Source organism: Corynebacterium sp. HMSC077D03 (assembly GCF_001808545.1).
Taxonomy (GTDB): domain Bacteria; phylum Actinomycetota; class Actinomycetes; order Mycobacteriales; family Mycobacteriaceae; genus Corynebacterium; species Corynebacterium simulans.
On record NZ_KV793690.1, the window covers coordinates 16,945 to 34,330 of the forward strand.

The window sequence follows — 17,386 nt, forward strand, 5'->3', positions numbered from 1 at the left end:
CTTTGTGATCGCAATCTATGGAGGACCCTCAAAGTGCAGCCCTTGAAGACCGCCGCTCGTCGCGGTGCCATCATTTCCGTAACCGCCCTGTCTGCGCTGGCTCTGGCTTCCTGCTCGGCAGGCCACATCACTCAAACTTCCCAGAAGGTTGCGGCTGTCGATGGTTCCTCCGCTGCTACCGAGGACGGCGCTGTCGCAGTCCGCGACGTCACTATCCAGGTTGAGCCGGATTCCGGTGAGACTTCCCTGAAGTTCGTTGCCGTCAACCAGGGCTACGACGTTTCTGACGTCACCCTGGAGTCCGTTTCCGTCGATGGCCAGGACGTAGAGTTGGGCTCCACGAAGCCGATGGCCCGTGACCAGTCCATCATCGCTGATTCCGCCAAGAACCTGGAAGAGCTGAAGAAGGACAAGAAGAACAAGAACGTTCAGTACGTCGAGACCTCCCTCGAGAATGAGGACTTTGGCTACGCCGGCTCCCGCCCGGTTACCTTCACCTTCAACAACGGCACCATCGAGGTGGACGCAGCTGTTGCCGCTTCCCCGCTGAAGTCCGGTGAGTACAACCGCGACGTTGAGTCCACCGAGGGCTTTACCACCGAGTCCCCTGAGGCATCTCACCACTAAGCCTCCGGGTGAAATAAGCCCTTTAATTAACCCTTCGACCCCGCACTTCTAAGTGCGGGGTTTCTCGTTGGCGCTCGTGTCCGGCGGGTGTTTTAGAGTTACTGGCATGGCTAAGAAATCGCGTCCAATCCACACCTGTTCCGAGTGTGGCTACGTCTCTCCGAAGTGGCTAGGCCGCTGCCCAGATTGCGGCTCGTGGGGAACGCTGCAGGAATCCGCCCCGGCTGCTTCTGAGGGCACGGCTGCCTCGGCTGCGGTGACCGGGCAGATGGTCAAGGGTCTAACGCCTTCCAGCCCGGCGCAACCCATCACCAAGATTGGGGCGAGTGCTACTAAAACCATCAACACGGGTATCGGCGAGTTAGACCGTGTTTTGGGCAAAGGCATCGTTCCAGGCTCGGTTGTACTCATGGCCGGCGAGCCCGGCGTTGGTAAGTCAACGTTGCTGCTGGAGGTGGCTTCAAGGTGGGCGCAGCTCGAACGCACGGCGCTATATGTCACCGCAGAGGAGTCAGCGGGCCAGGTAAGGGCGCGTGCCGAGCGCACCGACGCGCTCCACGAGACCCTCTACCTAGCCGCCGAGTCTAACTTGGACGTAGTCTTCGGCCACGTTGAACAACTCAAGCCCAGCCTTATCATCGTGGACTCTGTACAGACCATGCATGCGGCAGGCGTCGAGGGCGTAGCTGGCGGCGTGGCCCAGTCACGCGCGGTCACTGCGGCGCTAACCACCCTGGCAAAGTCCACCGGCATTCCGGTGCTGCTTGTGGGCCACGTAACCAAGGACGGCAACGTTGCAGGTCCCCGCGTACTCGAGCACTTGGTTGACGTGGTGTTGAACTTCGAGGGTGACAGGCAGTCCAGCCTACGCATGCTGCGCGGCATCAAGAACCGCTTCGGCGCCACCGATGAAGTGGGATGTTTCGAGCAGACTTCCGGCGGCATTCGCGAGGTAGCAGATCCTTCTGGGCTCTTCCTCTCCCACCGCGGGAGCACGCCGGATGGCTCCGCGGTCACCGTTGCCATGGACGGTGTACGCCCCATGCTCGCGGAGGTTCAGGCGCTCACCGTGGATCCAGTGGCAAAGAACCCGCGCCGCGTGGTCACGGGATTGGACTCCAACCGCGTGCCCATGGTGCTGGCGGTGCTGCAGGCACGCGCAGGAGAGCGCACCAATGACAAAGACGCCTACGTCGCCACCGTGGGCGGCGTGCGCATCCAGGAGACCGCCACGGATCTTGCCGTAGCGCTTGCCACCTGGTCCTCCTTGCATGAAAAGCCGCTACCGCCCAAGACGGTGGTCATCGGTGAGGTGGGCCTGGCTGGCGAGCTGCGCCGCGTGCCCAACCTGGATCGCCGCTTGAGCGAGGCCGCGCGCTTGGGCTATGAAAACGCAATCGTCCCGGCGGGCAAGGTGGATGCCGCCGGGATACGGGTGCTGCAAGCTGGAACTTTGGGCGAGGCCATCGCCCTTTTGCGCTAGCTATCGAGGTTGAAGGTTTCTGCCTTCGAGGCGTGGTTACCAATAACTGCGTGCATGAAGTAGCCACCCACCGGGGCCGGTGCACGGTCATTGCACTGGTTTGGCTGGGACATTTTACGGGACCAATCAGCCTGGAAGGTGCGCTGCTTGCCTGGCTCGAAGGTGACCTCACCAGTATCCACCGGCGGGAAGCAGTCAGTATCAGCCCACTTCTTCTCATTGGTGGAAAGGTCATAGACCTCAAAGCGCAGGATGTCCTTATCTAGGTCAATCACGCAATCAGCGGCGGTAGGGTTCTTGACTTCCATGAAGAAGGTTGGGTACTCGCCCTCACTGTAGCTAGGTTGGCTGACAGTACCTACGATCTCCAAGTCCTCCAAGGCGCAGGTATTCTTAGCCGGCTCCGCGCCCGCGCTAGGCGCCGGATAAGGCGAAGACTCGCTTGGGTTTGCAGCGCTGCTGTCGGCGCTGCTTTCCGCACTGCTCGGCGCGGCGCTTACGCTGCTCGATGCCGCATCACTAGTTGGGGCAGCGCTCGTCTTGCTGGTCTCCGGCACAGCCTCCGAGCCGCGGGCGCTGGTAGCAGCGGTAGGCACCGATTCATCGGAGCCGCCGAACATGCTGGTCGCTGCCCAGATGAGCAGCCCGACGAGCACCAAAAGTCCAATCAGCGCAGCAACGCGGCGGCGCATGTAGATCTCTTGGGGCAGGGGTTTGCGTCGGTTATCAGTCACGCTTCCGATTTTAAAGGGTGACACAGACAAACTTGCACCAGCCCTCGCCGCGTGTCTAGGCCTAAATGGCCCTAGTCCACGCCGTGGCGCACCACAGTTTCCACGCTGGAATCTTCCAGCAGGTAGCGCAGGCCGACAACGCCGAGCGTGCCGGCGTCGAGAAGCCGCCGCGCCGCCGGCACATCAGCGATGATCTGAGAGACCGTTTGGGCCGTGTTCTCGCGCTCGAAATCGGGCCTAGTCTCACGGCCTTGGCGCTTGGCCTGCAGCGCCGAAGCCGCGACCTTCTCAATGATGGGTCGCTGCAGCCCGGTCGGCAGGTTGATATCTCCGTTCAGGAACGCCGAGGCCGCACCCACCGCACCGCAGGACTGGTGACCCATCACCACGAGAAGGTTGGCGTTTAGGTTCTCCAAGGCATAGTCCAGCGAGGCAAGCACCGCGTTGTCCAGGATATGGCCGGCGGTACGAATGACGAAGGCATCGCCGAAACCGATGTTAAATACGTGCTCAATCGGGGCGCGCGAATCGGAGCATGCCAGCACGATGACGCGCGGGTCTTGGCCTCGGGTTAGCCGGGCGCGGAGGCGCGACTCAGTGTTGACGGAGATAGCGTTTCCACTGACCAGGCGCTCGTTTCCAGCTTGTAGGGCTTCCCAAACTTTTTGGGGATCTTTCGGGACTTTTGAAAGTGGCATGGATTCAACTGTAGTCCTGAACGCAGGCTGGCTTACACTGTTTCCCGATGATTAACACCGCTGCTCTTTTGGACTGGTTTGATTCAGCCGAGCGTCCCCTCCCCTGGCGCCGCCCCGGCACCTCCGCGTGGGGCGTCCTGCTCAGTGAGGTCATGAGCCAACAGACTCCAGTCGCACGTGTGGCTCCGGTGTGGGAGGAATGGATGCAGCGGTGGCCTACCCCGGCCGACTTCGCGGCGGCCTCCCGCGCGGAGGCGCTGCGCGCGTGGGGCAAGCTGGGTTATCCCCGGCGCGCGTTGCGCTTGTGGGAGTGTGCACAGGCCATAGGTGAAAAGCCGGTGCCAAGCGACGTCGAGAAGCTGCTGAAGCTGCCCGGCATCGGCGATTACACGGCGCGGGCGGTGGCTTGTTTCCACTACAAGCGCAACGTGCCGGTGGTTGATACCAATGTGCGCCGAGTTTACGCGCGCGCCGTGGACGGCCGCTTCCTGCAGCCGCAGCCTTCGAAGAAGGAACTTTCCGCCGTGGAAAAACTCCTCCCGCCAGAAAATGGTCCACGCTTTTCAGCCGCGCTCATGGAACTCGGTGCTTTGGTCTGCACGGCAAAGGCCCCCAATTGTGAAGGGTGCCCGCTACGCGAAGGTTGTGCCTGGCAGCTGGCGGGCTGCCCGCAGCCTAGTGAGGCCGAGCTTTCCAAGGCCAAAAAACGCGTGCAGAAATTCCAAGGCACCGACCGCCAGGTGCGTGGGCTGATTCTGGATGTCCTGCGCGGCGCCGATGCCCCGGTGCCGAAGAGCAAAATCGATGTGGTGTGGCCCGATGCGGCGCAACGCTCGCGGGCGTTGGCTTCGCTGCTTGACGACGGCCTCGCGGAGCAAGATTCCCAGGGCCTTTTCCACCTGCCCCATTAATGCGGCGTTTTAGTAGCGCGAATCGTGTGGTTGGCGCGAGAAATCGATAAGCCGGCCCAGCGACCAGTCTTTATCAGTAAGCAGGCGCGCGAAGATAAGGCCGCAGCCGATGGAGAGCACAACCATCGAGGCTGTGGCGAGATTGGACAACGCTTGATCCATGTTGCCGGCATTCAAGTGATAGACAGAGCGGAACATCGCTGCGCCGGGAATCATGATGACTGCGGCGGGAACCGTGGTGGTGATACGTGGCAGATGCATGGTGCGCGCCACGCGCCCGCCCAGCAGACCGATGATCGTGCCGCCCACGAAAGCTGCGAAGTAGCTGGTCACTCCCAGCTCTAGGATGCCCAAGCGCACCATGTTGGCTACGGTGCCTACTATTGCGGCGGCAATCACCATGCGCCGCGAGGAATTAAACAGGAAGGCAAAGCCGGCGATGCCTAAGAAGCTAGCCAGGATGGCGGCTGCGTACCAGCTGGCATCGGGCACAGGTGGCGGCGCAATTGGGGTAAGTTCCGTGAACCAGCTGACCATGGCCACCGTGAAGGTAGCCGCGATGATGACGGTCAGTGCGTAGCTAAGCCGCGCCATGCCGGCGTCAAAGTCAAAGCGCGCCAAATCAATCAGCGCGGAAAACAGCGGGAAGCCGGGAATCAGGAAAAGAACTGCGGCGACATAGCCCGAGGAGAAGTCTGTGGGATTGGCTAAGCCAGCAATAGACAAAAGCTCGGTGCTCAGGAAGTAGACCAAGCTCGCCGTGGCGCCACCTGCCACAATGCAGCCAATCTGGTGCACGTGCTTATGATGCAGCGCCCACCTGACGAACTGCCCGCAAAAGGCAGCGAGCGCGACCAAGAAGACAACATAGGACTGGAAATAGTTAAGCACTGAGAAGGAAGCGCAAGCCACGCCCGCGGCAGTGGCCAAGGTAAAACCATTCCAGCGCTTGCGCACGCGGGACTCGATGTCATCGAGGAAAGCATCGAGTTCTTCCGCAGTAATTCCGGCGTAGAGGCGATTATGTGTGAGATCCTCAAGGGCCTCGATACGCGATGCGTCGACAGCTGGCGAATGCTGCTGCGCCACCACGGTGCGAAAAGCTCGCCCCTTATGGAAGGTGCACGTAATTTGGGTAACGCCTACGTTGGCGTCCAACCGGGAAAAGCCTAGAGCGCGGGCCGCGCGCTTCATTCCGCGCAGCGCACGATAGCCCGACGTGCCGGCGCCCATAAGCAGCATGCCAAGGCGCAGCACAACGTCGGCTTCAATGCCCATGCGGACATAGTCACTCGTAGGTTCTTCCATGGTTGCGACCTTGTAATTTAGCGCCAGCGTCCCCGGAAGTTCAGCCCGCCAGGCAGGTTGATCCACATGCCGCCGCGGGAGTTGAAGGTCACCGGCCCCACCTTGGTGGACATGGATGCCCCAGAGCCGGAGATGTTGATCCAGCTATTCTTGCCGGTTTTCTTACGAGATCGGTATTGAATGCCCATGGCTATACAGTTTAGCGCGGTGGTCTCAGCGCGCTATCGCATTGCGGCGCCTTAGCGCCCTACTCAATGTGCCTACATGCCAAATCGACGGGACAACGCCCGCAGATTCGGTCACGATTTGGCATCTAGGGCGGCAAAGCCGCAATCGCACGCCTCAGCCCGGAGAAAATCCCCCATGCCAGTAGACTGGAATCCGTGAATTTCCTGCGCCTTCTTACCCCTACTGTCACCAGCTTGCTCCTCTTTGCACCGAGCATGCCGGCTCAGGCTGCGCTGAGTTCTGGCTCCTCTATGGCGGGTTCCTCGCTCAGCAGCGCCCTCGTGGCGGATTTCTACGAAGATGAGCCCGAGGGCGTCGCCAATGCTGAGCCCGGCACCGTGCTGCGCCGCGAGAACATAGCGCCCGGGGTCGAACGCATTCTTTATTCCTCCCGGCTTGAAGATGGCACTCCCACTTATGTTTCGGGCACCGTCATGGAGCCGACTGAGCAGTGGGAAGGCCCGGGTGAGGCTCCCACGGTGGTGATGGCTCCGGGCACCCGGGGAATGGCGGATAGTTGTGCGCCTTCGCGAAGCAAGGGCTTTTTAGGCCCGGTCTCGTTGTTGGGGTCTTCCATCAATGTCAACTATGAATCCCCGTTGTATTCCAAGTTCCTGGACCGCGGAATGCGCCTGGTCATCACGGATTACATTGGTTTGGGTACCCCGGGTGTGCACACCTATGCCAACCGGCTTGAGCAAGGGCACGCGCTTATCGACGCCGCACGGGCCGCCGCATCTGGGCCCGTCGCATTCTTTGGCTATTCCCAGGGTGGCGGTGCTGCAGCCGCTGCGGCTGAGCTCGTTCCGGAATATGCGCCGGAGCTAGACCTGCGTGCGACTTTTGCGGGCGCTCCTCCGGCAGACCTAGTGAAGGTGCTCGCCGGTTCCCCACGGCTTGGGCCGAACTTGGCCTATGCCATTGAAGGATTTAGCGCCCGTTCGCAGGATTTTTCTGCCGCGATCGACGAGTACTTCAACGCCAAGGGCAAGCACTGGTTGGAAGAAAACTCCCGCTCCTGCATCGTGGATTCCTCGATGCGCTGGTCCATGACGGATCTGTCCGAGCTCACCGACACTGGAGTTTTGATGAGCGAGTTCATCACCTCGGATGAGCGGGTGCGCTCCGTGCTGGAAGCACAACGCATCGGCAACCTGCGCCCGGCCGGCAAGGTTTTGGTGGGCAGCGCACCCAACGACGACATCGTGGACCACGCCCAAGCAATGCAGCTAGCCACCGACTGGCAGGAGCTCGGCGGTGAAGTAGAAACCCTCGAAGACCGCGGCGGTGCACTCTCCTCCCGCGTTGCCGGCGGCCACATCGCAGGTCTTATCGGACAATATGAACCAGCAATCGATTGGCTCGAAGAGACCCTAAGCACCGAAGCAGAATCTGCGGAGTAGAGCAGAAACTAAGCGAACCTAGAAGAAGGAAAACGAAAGGGGCGCCTGCGTACTCATTTTGTACGCAGGCGCCCCCTTTTACTTTTCAGCTAGCGGCGAGCCTTAGAGTGGCTGGCCAGCACCAGCTGCTGGTGGGTTGCCCTCGCCGTCGTCATCATTGGACTCTGGCAAGACGTCGCTGGAGAGGATATCCGGGGTGTCGGTGGAATCTGCAGCGGTAGTCTCTTCCTCGTTCTCGCGCACCTCAGCGTCAGCGAGGTCATCCTCAAAGGTGCCCTCCGGTAGCGGGCGCGGACGCGGCGTGAAGGTGAAGGTGGCCTTGGAGTTGTCCTTGGACTCACCATCCCAGTTCTCCACGTCAACGGTGATGATTTCACCGGCGCCGATTTCGCCGAAGAGAATCTTCTCAGAGAGCTGATCCTCAATCTCGCGCTGGATGGTGCGACGCAGCGGGCGCGCACCGAGGACTGGGTCAAAGCCGCGCTTTGCCAGCAAGTCCTTTGCCTTCTGAGTCAGCTCGATGCCCATGTCGCGCTCAGCCAGCTGCTTCTCCACGCGGCCGATGAGAAGCTCAACCATCTCGACGATCTGCTCCTGAGTGAGCTGGTGGAAGACCACGATCTCGTCGATGCGGTTCAGGAACTCTGGGCGGAAGTGCTTCTTCAGCTCATCGTTGACCTTGTTCTTCATGCGCTCGTACTGCGCATCAGAGTCGTTCTCAGAGGAGCCGGTGAAGCCCAAGCCCACGGCCTTGGAAATGTCCTGGGTGCCCAGGTTCGAGGTGAAGATCAGAACGGTGTTCTTGAAGTCCACGATGCGACCCTGACCGTCGGTCAGGCGGCCATCCTCGAGGACCTGCAGCAAGGTGTTGTAAATCTCCTTGTGGGCCTTCTCGATCTCGTCGAAGAGAACCACGGAGAATGGCTTGCGGCGAACCTTCTCGGTGAGCTGGCCACCCTCTTCGTAGCCGACGTATCCCGGAGGAGCACCGAAGAGGCGGGACGCGGTGAAACGGTCATGGAACTCACCCATGTCGATCTGGATGAGGTCATCATCAGAGCCGAACAGGAAGTTAGCCAGGGACTTGGAAAGTTCCGTCTTACCAACGCCGGACGGGCCGGCGAAGATGAAGGAGCCGGAAGGACGGCGTGGGTCCTTGAGGCCTGCACGGGTACGGCGGATAGCACGGGAGACGGCCTTGACGGCATCGTCCTGGCCAATAATGCGCTTGTGCAGCTCCTCTTCCATGTGCAGCAGACGGGAGGATTCCTTCTCCGTCAGCTTGAGCACAGGGATGCCGGTCCAGTGCGCCAGAACCTCTGCGATTTGGTCCTCGCCTACCTCGGCGATCTCCTCGAGGTCGCCAGAGCGCCACTGCTTTTCCTTCTCCGCGCGCTCTTCACCGAGCTTGCGCTCCTGGTCACGCAGGCCAGCTGCCTTCTCGAAGTCTTGAGCATCGATGGCGGTTTCCTTTTCCTTGCGCACCTGGGCGATGCGCTCATCGACCTCACGCAGGCCTTCCGGCGCGGTCATGCGCTTGATGCGCATGCGGGCGCCGGCCTCGTCGAGGAGGTCAACTGCCTTGTCCGGCAGGAAGCGGTCATTAATGTAGCGGTCAGACAACGATGCCGCAGCCTTCAGTGCTTCATCGGTGTAGGAGACGCGGTGGTGTGCCTCGTACTTATCGCGCAGGCCCTTGAGAATCAGGATGGTGTCATCCAAGGATGGCTCGTCCACCTTGACCGGCTGGAAGCGACGCTCCAGTGCGGCATCCTTCTCGATGTGTTTGCGGTACTCATCGAGCGTGGTTGCACCAATGGTCTGCAGCTCGCCACGGGCTAGCTTTGGCTTCAGCAGCGAAGCAGCATCGATAGCACCCTCTGCGGCACCTGCACCAACGAGGGTGTGGATCTCATCGATGAACAGGATGATGTCACCGCGCTGGTTAATCTCCTTCAGGACCTTCTTCAGGCGTTCCTCAAAGTCACCGCGGTAACGGGAACCTGCAACGAGGGAACCCAAGTCCAGCGAGTAAAGCTGCTTATCCTTCAGGGTCTCTGGGACCTTGCCGTTGACGATGTCGAGAGCCAGGCCCTCAACGACGGCGGTCTTACCAACGCCCGGCTCACCGATGAGGACCGGGTTGTTCTTGGTACGGCGGGAAAGCACCTGCATGATGCGCTCAACCTCGGACTCGCGGCCGACAACTGGGTCAAGCTTGCCGTCCTTGGCTGCCTGGGTGAGGTTACGGCCGAACTGGTCCAGCACCAGGGAGTTGGAACGCTCGCCGGAACCCGACGGCGCGGTGCGGCCGCCAGAACCAACGCCGGCGCCAGCGCCGACGGGACCGCCCTGGGACTGGCCGTCATTTTCACCATTGCCACCCTCGTAACCAGAAAGCAGCTGGATAACCTGCTGACGCACGCGTGGAAGGTCAGCACCGAGCTTGATCAGCACCTGCGCAGCAACGCCTTCACCCTCACGGATGAGGCCGAGCAGGAGGAACTCGGTGCCGATGTACTTGTGGCCCATCTGCAGGCCCTCGCGCAGGGAAAGCTCCAAGACCTTCTTAGCGCGTGGAGTAAACGGAATGTGGCCGGTGTGCGGCTGGGAGCCGTGGCCAATGATTTCCTCAACCTCGCGGCGCACGTCCTCGAGCGAGATGCCCATGGACTCGAGGGCCTTTGCGGCAACGCCTTCACCCTCGTGGATGAGGCCGAGCAGGATGTGCTCGGTGCCGATGTAGTTGTGGTTGAGCATGCGTGCTTCCTCCTGCGCCAAAACGATGACGCGGCGAGCACGGTCAGTAAACCTCTCGAACATTGCCTTATACCTCTATGCTTTCGCTAATAATGTGTCATCCACTCTAACGCGCTGACTGGACATGCAATTCGCCGTTTTTTAAACCCACCCATCTATATACCCATTTCCCCTGCTCACACCACTGTACGCCGGTAGCGAACAGGAAGTTTATGCCACTTGTATGCCCCTTTTCGCTTAGCGATGTCCGTTTGGCCGTTACTCTTAATTAAGAAACGCACCCTATACCGCTTGCCTTTAAAGGATGAATCCCTGTGAAAAAGCTCCCTGAGTTCTTCTCTACTCAGCATCAACTTCGTCAGCTTTCCGTAATGGACGAATCCCCGGTCTCCACGCTTTTCGGTGTCGTGGACTCCTCTAATAAGCCAATGACGGTCGAGCTTTTTGAGCCCAACCACCGCGGTGCGGTTAAGCAAGCCTCCGCGCTTTCCGACGTCCACCATCGCTCCATCGCCCCGCTCGTCGGCACCGGAACCACAGAAAAGGGCCAGGACTTTCTGGTGCGCGCCGCACTTTCCGGCGAGCCGCTTTCTACCTTCACCGGCTCTGGCCTAGGCGCGCAGCATCTCACCAAGACCGAGGCGCTTTCAGTTTTTACTCCTTTGGCCGAGGCAGTGGATTACCTGTTGCAGAACAACCAGGCGGGCTTTGCCATGCATGCGCTGCATCCGCGCCGCATCATGGTTACGGGTTCGCGCAGCAATGCGGTGCTGTGTGCGGCAGGCCCGGGCGTGGGCAACGTCACCGCTGAGCAGGTCACGCAGCGCTTTGCGGAGCTCATTAAATCTGCGCATCCGGAGTTCAAACCAGATTCCCAGTTCAACTCGGCTGGCTCGGTTATCGACGCCCTGCGTCACGCCTCTACTTCCACGGGTACCGCTGCAGCGGGCGTCGCTGCAGCGGGAGCAGCTGGTGCCGCAGGCGCAGGTTTTGCTTCCCAGTTCGCCAGCCCGCAAGCTGCGGCAACCCGCGAGCAAACCCACCCGCAGACGCAGCCTCAGCCAGCGCAGCAGGCCCCGCAGCAGCAGATGCCACCGCAGTACATGCCTCAACAGCAGCCGATGATGCAGCAAGGCCAGTACCAGCAGGGGTTCCAGCAAGGCTACCCACAAGGCCAGCCGCAGGGGCAGATGCAGGGCCAACCACACGGCGCGGAATTTGCTACACCGGTTGCAGAAAAGAAGTCCGGCTCTGGCAAGAAGACCGGCCTCATCGCGCTGTGCGCCGCACTGGCAGTGGTCGTTCTCGCCGCCGCCGGCATCTTCTTCTTCAAGCAGTACCCGGGCTGGAACGATGATGAAAGCAACCTCGCAGAGGCCTACCCTGGCCTGCTGGGCTCGCGCAGCGGCACCTCCGGCTATGGCGATACCAAGTGCCACCACCGCGAGCCGGAGGAAGGCCAGCTGGCGAAGATCACCTGTGAGGGCGAGGACCTAAGCTATTCTGTCGCCTCCTACGAATCCGTGGAAGCCCGCGACGCCATCCTGCCTTCTGATCCCACCGAGCTTTCCAATGGTCAGTGCACCGTCCAGAGCTTCGAAGCCCCGAACGCCGAGGAGCCGACCTATTACATGGCAGTGCCTGGCACCCAGTCCGCCTTCATTATCTGGGGCGCAGACGCGGAGAACGCGCGCCTAAAGATGCAATTGTGCGCCTAAAGGAGCAGCGACCATGGATAAATCGCAGGAAAACAAGACCATCTACATCGCGGTTGCCGTCGCAGTCCTAGCACTTATTGCACTGGTAGGTGGCAGTGTTCTGGCCATGCGAATGCTAGGCGGTGCCAAAGAAAATGCGCAGTCCCAGCTAGCCCCACTTGCCGAAGCCCCTACAACTGAGAGCACCGCGAAAGAGGATGAGAATTCTAAAAGCAGCCGACGCACTGAGAGCGAGAAATCTGAAGAAGCTGCAACCATAACCGAGACCGTGGAGCAGACGGTCACGCAGGAATACACGGCTCCTGCCCCGACTAAGTCCAACCCGGGCCTGCCCGCTGGATTTAATCCCGCCACCGTGGCTTGCGACGGCCACGGCGTGCTCATCGTCGATTCCGTCGTGGCCGGCAGCCCAGAAGAGGCCCTTCCACAGCTTGAGCGCTCAGTCGCTGCCTACCCCGGCGCGGAATACTACAACCCAGGTATCTGCCCATCTGTGCGCGGCGAGGTAGCAGAGGGCAAGGTCTACCCGGTGGCCATCGATTATGGCTTCGATACCGATGCTCTGTGTTCCGCAGCTTCCCGCCTGGGTGGCAACCCGCGTATCCTCTCCAACCGTGCGGAGTTCCTCTCCCCCTGCTAGCTAGAGGCTAATCCTGCGGAACCGGACGCAGCATCGGCGCGAGCACGAGTGCCACAAGCGATGCGACGGCCGCGAACAAGAATGCCCAGTGCGTGCCCTGTGCGGTGGCGGCGGCTTCGTCCATGCCCGCCTCCATTCCAGCAACAGTGCCGCGGGTCAAGAAGACCACTAGGAAGGCCGTGCCCATCGCACCGGCAAGCTGCTGCAGAGTGTTCATGATTGCCGAGCCATGCGAGTAGAGCTCATTCGGCAGCGAGGACAAAGCCGTAGTCATTAGCGGAGTCATCATAAGGCCAATACCCACCGCAAAGGTCACGTGCATGACCACCACAAGCCACACCGGAGAGCCCTCCCCCAGCGTTGCCATCGCGCCAAGCCCCAACACCAGCAGGATGGCGCCAGGAATCATCAACGGGCGCGGGCCATGAGAGTCATAGATGCGCCCCACAAATGGCGAGACAAGGCCCTGCAGCAGGCCGCCCGGCATCACCACCAGGCCAGTAACCAAGGCGGAAACGCCGAGGGAGGTTTGCAGGTAAATCGGCAAAACCGTCACCGAGCCCAGCATCAGCCCAAAGGAAACGAGCATGATGACCACGGCAATCGTGTAATTGCGCACGCGGAAGGGGCGCAAGTCCATCAGCGCGCGGTTTTCCTTGCCCAACGCTAGCTGTCGCTTAGCAAAGACAACCAAAGCAACCACGCCCACCACGGTGGCGATAATTTCCACCAGGCCTCCGCCTTCCAGCATCTTCTCGATGGATGAAAGCCCGTAGACCAGCCCGCCGAAGGCGAATACCGAAAGCACCACCGACAATGGGTCCAGCGGGGTATCGCGGCTTTCCCCGACGTCGACAAGCTTGGCCATGCCCGCTACCACCAGCAACGCCATCAGCGGAGCCATCGCCCAGAAGATGAAGTGCCAGCTCAAAGCATTAACAATCGCGCCGCCCACCGTGGGGCCCAGGGCGGGAGCCACCGAAATGACAATCGAGATGACGCCCATCACCGATCCACGGCGCTGCGGCGGAACCAGGGTCATAGCCACCGTCATCAACGTCGGAATCATTAGCGCCGTGCCCGCCGCCTGGACCACGCGCCCAGCAAGCAAGACCAAGAAAGCCGGCGCCAGCGCCGCAATCACGGTGCCGGCGAGGAAGAGTCCGGTCGAAGCAAAGAAGATCTGCCTGGTGCTAAAGCGCTCCAGCAGGTACCCCGTGGTGGGAATGACCACACCCATGGTCAGCATGAAACCCGTGGTCAGCCACTGCGCCGCCGTCGCCGGGATGGAAAAGTCTGCCATGACGGCAGGCAATGCCACCGACAACGAGGTCTCGTTCAAGATCATAATCATGGCGCCCAAGACCAGAATCGTGAGGTTAATAACTACGTCGCGGGACAAGGAATCGGGAGCAGAAGAATTTTGGGACACGAAGACAGAGATTAGGGCAGTCCCGCGCGCATCTTGCAGCAAGACCAGGCGTTTGTGAGAAAAGACACTTCAAAGGCGATCTGGGGAGTTCTCCCGAGTGCGGCAATGTAGTTGGAAAGATGATTTAGCCGTACACCGCCATTTTCTCCACTTCTTCGAATCGGAAGGAGTGTGATTGGTCAAAAACATCGGCAATTTCCTGACCGTCACGATGTCTTCGACCAGCAACCGCGCTTATTCTCCTATCCGCGTTGTTCCCCAAACCACCGCCATCATTCCACTTGGCTCCTCGCTTTTGCGTTTTTCCACCAAGATGATGCGCTATGAATTAGAGCTCGTGCAGGGCACCCCTGTCACAGAACCCGAGGTAGATAGCCTGCCAAACGCAGAATTTACCCGGAATACTTTCGAGCCCAATTACGAGCAGCGCCGCGTGCTCGAAGCTCTCGCGCGCCCGCTTCTCAAGGATCCCAGCGCCGTGCCGCGCGTGGTGATTCCTTCTACCAAGGAACTGGCCGAGGAATCGACGAGCGCTACACCGACATCCGCCTCATCGCTGAGGGCGGCATGGGGCGCGTGTACTACGCGCGCCAAAAGGACTTGGAACGCGACGTAGCCATCAAGGTCATCAAGGCCACCCCAGCCCCGATGCACGCGAGCGTTTCCGCGCGGAGATGCGGCGCATGAGCCACCTCAGCCACTCCGCCATCGTTCCGGTTTACACCGGCGGCACGACGGAAGGTTTGCCCTATTTTGTCATGCGCTACGTAGAGGGCGGCACGCTTTACGACGTCCTGAAGGTCCGCAAGGCCGCAGGGCTCCACTTCGACTTGGCCGAGGTTGCTATCTATCTCGAACCTATCGCACAGGCATTGGACTACCTGGCCAGCCTTCCCACGCCGGTTGTCCACCGCGATGTGAAACCCGCAAATATCCTGGTCCCCGATGATCCGCGCCCCTCGGCGACGGTCCTGACAGACTTCGGTATTGTGCTCTACGAAGAGGATAATCGCATCACCTCCGAGGGCATGCGCGTGGGCACGGATGCCTATTTGGCACCGGAGCTCTATCCGACGTCGCTTAGCGCAAAGGCGCCCTCCGCCACCGCGGCGAGCGATCGCTATGCCCTCGCACTCATCGCGCTAGAAATGCTCACACTGGAGAATCTGCGCGAGCACTACAACCAGCAGCAATGGGCGCATTCGCGCCTGATTCCGGAAATCACCGCGCAGGACTTAGGCCCGCGCAACCAAGACTTTGCTGAGCACATCAACACGGTGCTGCACAAGGCTCTCGCGGAAAATCGGGCGCGCCGCTATACCAGCGCACAGGAGTTCATCGAGGAGCTGACCACGCCCACCGCTACCCCGCGGCGCAAGAGTACAGCGCGCAAATGGCTTCTAGCCGCGATGGTACTCGGTCTCTGCGGCATCGGCGTGGCCGGTGCATGGAATTACCTAGCCAAAGAAGACTGGAGCGGAACGCAAAAGGAAATCGCAGCAGAATATCCCCAAATTGTGGGCGAGAAGGAAGGCGGCACCGGCTGGGAAGGCCTGAAATGCAACCCGCAGGAGGTGGCAGCGGAGGCGCCGATGGAGGCGTCGATAAGCTGCTCCAGCCCGCGCCAGCAGATAAGCGTGCTGGAATTTGCCTCCTCCGACGCGCGCAGCGATTTCAAAAAAGCCTCCCCTGGGCGGGGTAGTGCGCGCAAGGAAGGCGATCGCTGCAGCTTAGAGGTCGTGGCTTATGCAGACGACCTCACCGGATTCTACCCCGACGGAAAACACTCGAATTTTGTGATTTTCTATCGGGGCGAGCTGGAATCCGCAGCCGAGATTCCAGCCTGCTAAAGCCGTCTACTTTTCCGGTTTCACGATTGGGAAGAGAACCGTCTCGCGGATGCCCAGGCCGGTAAGTGCCATGAGCAGGCGGTCCATGCCCATGCCGGTACCGGCTGTTGGAGGCATACCCTGCTCCATGGCGGCCAGGAAGTCCTCGTCGAGAACCATGGCTTCATCGTCGCCGCCGGCGGCCAGGCGGGCCTGATCCTCGAAACGCTCGCGCTGGATAACCGGGTCCACCAGCTCGGAATAGCCGGTGGCCAACTCGAAGCCGCGGACGTAGAGATCCCACTTCTCGGTAACGCCCGGGATGGAGCGGTGCTGACGAGTCAGCGGGGAGGTCTCAACCGGGAAGTTCTTGACAAAGATTGGGCCCTCGAGCTGGTCCTCGCACAGGACTTCCCAAATCTCCTCGACCAGCTTGCCGTGGCCCCAACCGCCGTTCTTTGGAACGTCCAGGCCGATGACCTTGGCAATCTCCTTGAGCTCTTCCACGGTGGAGTCGATGGTGACCTCCGGCTGGCCCGGGAACTTGCGGGCAAGCGCCTCGTTCAGGGATGGGTACATCTCGATTTCCGGCCATTCCTCGCCGCCGAAGTCATACTCGGTGCCATCAGCCAGGGTGACCTTGTGGGAGCCGAAGACGGCCTCGGCCACAGCCTGGATGGACTCGCGAGTGGTGCGAGCACAATCGTTGTAATCGCCCCAGGCCGCGTAGGTCTCGAGCATGGCGAATTCCGGAGAGTGGGAGCGGTCGACGCCCTCGTTACGGAAGTTGCGATTGATCTCGAAGACGCGGTCGATGCCGCCAACGACGGCGCGCTTCAAGTACAACTCCGGCGCAATGCGCAGGTAAAGGTCGATGTCGAGAGCGTTGGAGTGGGTCACGAACGGGCGAGCTGCCGCGCCACCGTGCAAGGTCTGCAGCATCGGGGTCTCGATCTCGACGAAGCCCTGATCCTCCATGTAGTTACGCAGCGCGCGCATGACCTTCACGCGGGTCATCGCGTTCTTGCGAGCCTCCTCGCGCACGATGAGATCGTTGTAGCGCTGGCGCACGCGGGTCTCTTCATTCATGTCCGCGAAGGAAACGGGCAGCGGGCGCAGGGACTTCGCCGCCATGGTCCACTTGGTGGCCATGATGGAAAGCTCGCCGCGGCGCGAAGCGATGACGCGGCCGCGCACGGAGACGAAGTCCCCCAAGTCAACGTCGGACTTCCAGGCAGCCAGCTGCTCTTCGCCGACCTCGGCCAAAGAAAGCATGGCCTGTACCTGGGTGCCGTCACCGTCCTGCAGGGTGGCAAAGCAAAGTTTGCCGGTGTTGCGCATGAAGATAAGGCGGCCGGCGATGGCGTGCTCGACCTCGGTCTCGTCGCCTGCGTGCAGGTAGGTTACGTCGGCTTCCTGGCCCGGCTCTTGGTCTTCTGCCAGGACCTGGAACTTGTGGCGAAGGTCCTTCATGGCGATGGTGCGGTCAACGGTGACCGGGTATGCCTCGGTGCCTTCAGCCAGCAGGCGCTCGCGCTTTTCGCGGCGGATGCGCAGCTGCTCAGGGACGTCGTTTACTTCGGGGGTATTCTTCTGCTCGCTCACGATTGTCTAG

The 17,386-nt window shown here is 60.8% G+C and carries 14 protein-coding genes and 1 pseudogene; 8 read left to right on the forward strand and 7 right to left on the reverse strand.

Annotation, left to right across the window (positions count from 1 at the left end; all coding sequences use genetic code 11):
- Window positions 1-33 precede the first annotated feature (33 nt).
- Window positions 34-627: a hypothetical protein gene (locus tag HMPREF2888_RS06670; RefSeq protein ID WP_061924658.1), complete on the forward strand. Its 594-nt coding sequence runs from the start codon at window positions 34-36 to the stop codon at window positions 625-627.
- A 106-nt stretch (window positions 628-733) separates the two neighbouring features.
- Window positions 734-2,110 carry a DNA repair protein RadA gene (radA, locus tag HMPREF2888_RS06675; RefSeq protein WP_062043300.1) on the forward strand — a complete coding sequence of 459 codons (1,377 nt, stop codon included), beginning with the start codon at window positions 734-736 and terminating at the stop codon, window positions 2,108-2,110.
- Here the strand turns inward: radA and HMPREF2888_RS06680 are convergent.
- Window positions 2,107-2,844 (reverse strand): hypothetical protein, encoded by a 738-nt coding sequence (locus tag HMPREF2888_RS06680; protein ID WP_082778653.1) that lies wholly within the window; start codon window positions 2,842-2,844, stop codon window positions 2,107-2,109. The two genes, radA and HMPREF2888_RS06680, sit on opposite strands and share 4 nt — an antisense overlap.
- Window positions 2,845-2,915: 71 nt before the next feature.
- A complete protein-coding gene (locus tag HMPREF2888_RS06685; protein ID WP_062037170.1) occupies window positions 2,916-3,542 on the reverse strand; it encodes a carbonic anhydrase in 627 nt (208 codons plus the stop codon).
- A gap of 47 nt (window positions 3,543-3,589) precedes the next feature.
- On the opposite strand from HMPREF2888_RS06685, the gene HMPREF2888_RS06690 reads away from it, so the two are divergent.
- Entirely contained in the window at window positions 3,590-4,453 is an 864-nt protein-coding gene (locus tag HMPREF2888_RS06690) for an HhH-GPD family protein (RefSeq protein ID WP_210386808.1), read from the forward strand.
- Window positions 4,454-4,462: 9 nt separating this feature from the next.
- Here HMPREF2888_RS06690 and HMPREF2888_RS06695 read toward each other — a convergent pair whose 3' ends face one another.
- Window positions 4,463-5,731, reverse strand: coding sequence for a threonine/serine exporter family protein (locus HMPREF2888_RS06695; RefSeq protein ID WP_062043293.1), 1,269 nt, complete (start codon window positions 5,729-5,731; stop codon window positions 4,463-4,465).
- 47 nt (window positions 5,732-5,778) lie between these two features.
- A complete protein-coding gene (locus HMPREF2888_RS12505) occupies window positions 5,779-5,949 on the reverse strand; it encodes a DUF4236 domain-containing protein (RefSeq protein ID WP_005529875.1) in 171 nt (56 codons plus the stop codon).
- A 195-nt stretch (window positions 5,950-6,144) separates the two neighbouring features.
- On the opposite strand from HMPREF2888_RS12505, the gene HMPREF2888_RS06700 reads away from it, so the two are divergent.
- Window positions 6,145-7,392, forward strand: a complete 1,248-nt coding sequence (locus HMPREF2888_RS06700) for a lipase family protein (protein WP_070518548.1) — start codon at window positions 6,145-6,147, stop codon at window positions 7,390-7,392.
- Between the two features lie 102 nt (window positions 7,393-7,494).
- On the opposite strand, the gene HMPREF2888_RS06705 is transcribed toward HMPREF2888_RS06700, so the two are convergent.
- Complete coding sequence (locus HMPREF2888_RS06705; protein ID WP_061924678.1) at window positions 7,495-10,215, reverse strand: ATP-dependent Clp protease ATP-binding subunit; 2,721 nt, start codon at window positions 10,213-10,215, stop codon at window positions 7,495-7,497.
- Window positions 10,216-10,466: 251 nt separating this feature from the next.
- Between HMPREF2888_RS06705 and HMPREF2888_RS06710 the strand changes: the two genes are divergently transcribed.
- Window positions 10,467-11,870, forward strand: coding sequence for a hypothetical protein (locus HMPREF2888_RS06710; RefSeq protein WP_083281212.1), 1,404 nt, complete (start codon window positions 10,467-10,469; stop codon window positions 11,868-11,870).
- A gap of 13 nt (window positions 11,871-11,883) precedes the next feature.
- Complete coding sequence (locus HMPREF2888_RS06715) at window positions 11,884-12,510, forward strand: hypothetical protein (RefSeq protein ID WP_070432303.1); 627 nt, start codon at window positions 11,884-11,886, stop codon at window positions 12,508-12,510.
- A gap of 7 nt (window positions 12,511-12,517) precedes the next feature.
- Here HMPREF2888_RS06715 and HMPREF2888_RS06720 read toward each other — a convergent pair whose 3' ends face one another.
- On the reverse strand, window positions 12,518-13,942 hold the full coding sequence (locus tag HMPREF2888_RS06720; protein WP_256374954.1) for an MDR family MFS transporter: 1,425 nt from the start codon (window positions 13,940-13,942) through the stop codon (window positions 12,518-12,520).
- A 175-nt stretch (window positions 13,943-14,117) separates the two neighbouring features.
- On the opposite strand from HMPREF2888_RS06720, the gene HMPREF2888_RS06725 reads away from it, so the two are divergent.
- Both HMPREF2888_RS06725 and HMPREF2888_RS06730 read left to right on the forward strand, forming a co-directional pair.
- Window positions 14,118-14,558 (forward strand): hypothetical protein, encoded by a 441-nt coding sequence (locus tag HMPREF2888_RS06725; protein ID WP_062037152.1) that lies wholly within the window; start codon window positions 14,118-14,120, stop codon window positions 14,556-14,558.
- 43 nt (window positions 14,559-14,601) lie between these two features.
- Window positions 14,602-15,792: pseudogene (locus HMPREF2888_RS06730) on the forward strand (serine/threonine-protein kinase); the annotation flags it as partial.
- 6 nt (window positions 15,793-15,798) lie between these two features.
- Here the strand turns inward: HMPREF2888_RS06730 and lysS are convergent.
- Window positions 15,799-17,376, reverse strand: coding sequence for a lysine--tRNA ligase (gene lysS / locus HMPREF2888_RS06735; protein WP_062043275.1), 1,578 nt, complete (start codon window positions 17,374-17,376; stop codon window positions 15,799-15,801).
- Between the last annotated feature and the right edge of the window lie 10 nt (window positions 17,377-17,386).

What these genes read in the sequence shown, in the direction of transcription:
- radA (WP_062043300.1), top strand. Translation starts at nt 734, where the DNA reads ATGGCTAAGAAATCGCGTCCAATCCACACCTGTTCCGAGTGTGGCTAC.
- HMPREF2888_RS06685 (WP_062037170.1), bottom strand. Translation starts at nt 3,542, where the DNA reads ATGCCACTTTCAAAAGTCCCGAAAGATCCCCAAAAAGTTTGGGAAGCC.
- HMPREF2888_RS06690 (WP_210386808.1), top strand. Translation starts at nt 3,590, where the DNA reads ATGATTAACACCGCTGCTCTTTTGGACTGGTTTGATTCAGCCGAGCGT.
- HMPREF2888_RS06695 (WP_062043293.1), bottom strand. Translation starts at nt 5,731, where the DNA reads ATGGGCATTGAAGCCGACGTTGTGCTGCGCCTTGGCATGCTGCTTATG.
- HMPREF2888_RS12505 (WP_005529875.1), bottom strand. Translation starts at nt 5,949, where the DNA reads ATGGGCATTCAATACCGATCTCGTAAGAAAACCGGCAAGAATAGCTGG.
- HMPREF2888_RS06705 (WP_061924678.1), bottom strand. Translation starts at nt 10,215, where the DNA reads ATGTTCGAGAGGTTTACTGACCGTGCTCGCCGCGTCATCGTTTTGGCG.
- HMPREF2888_RS06715 (WP_070432303.1), top strand. Translation starts at nt 11,884, where the DNA reads ATGGATAAATCGCAGGAAAACAAGACCATCTACATCGCGGTTGCCGTC.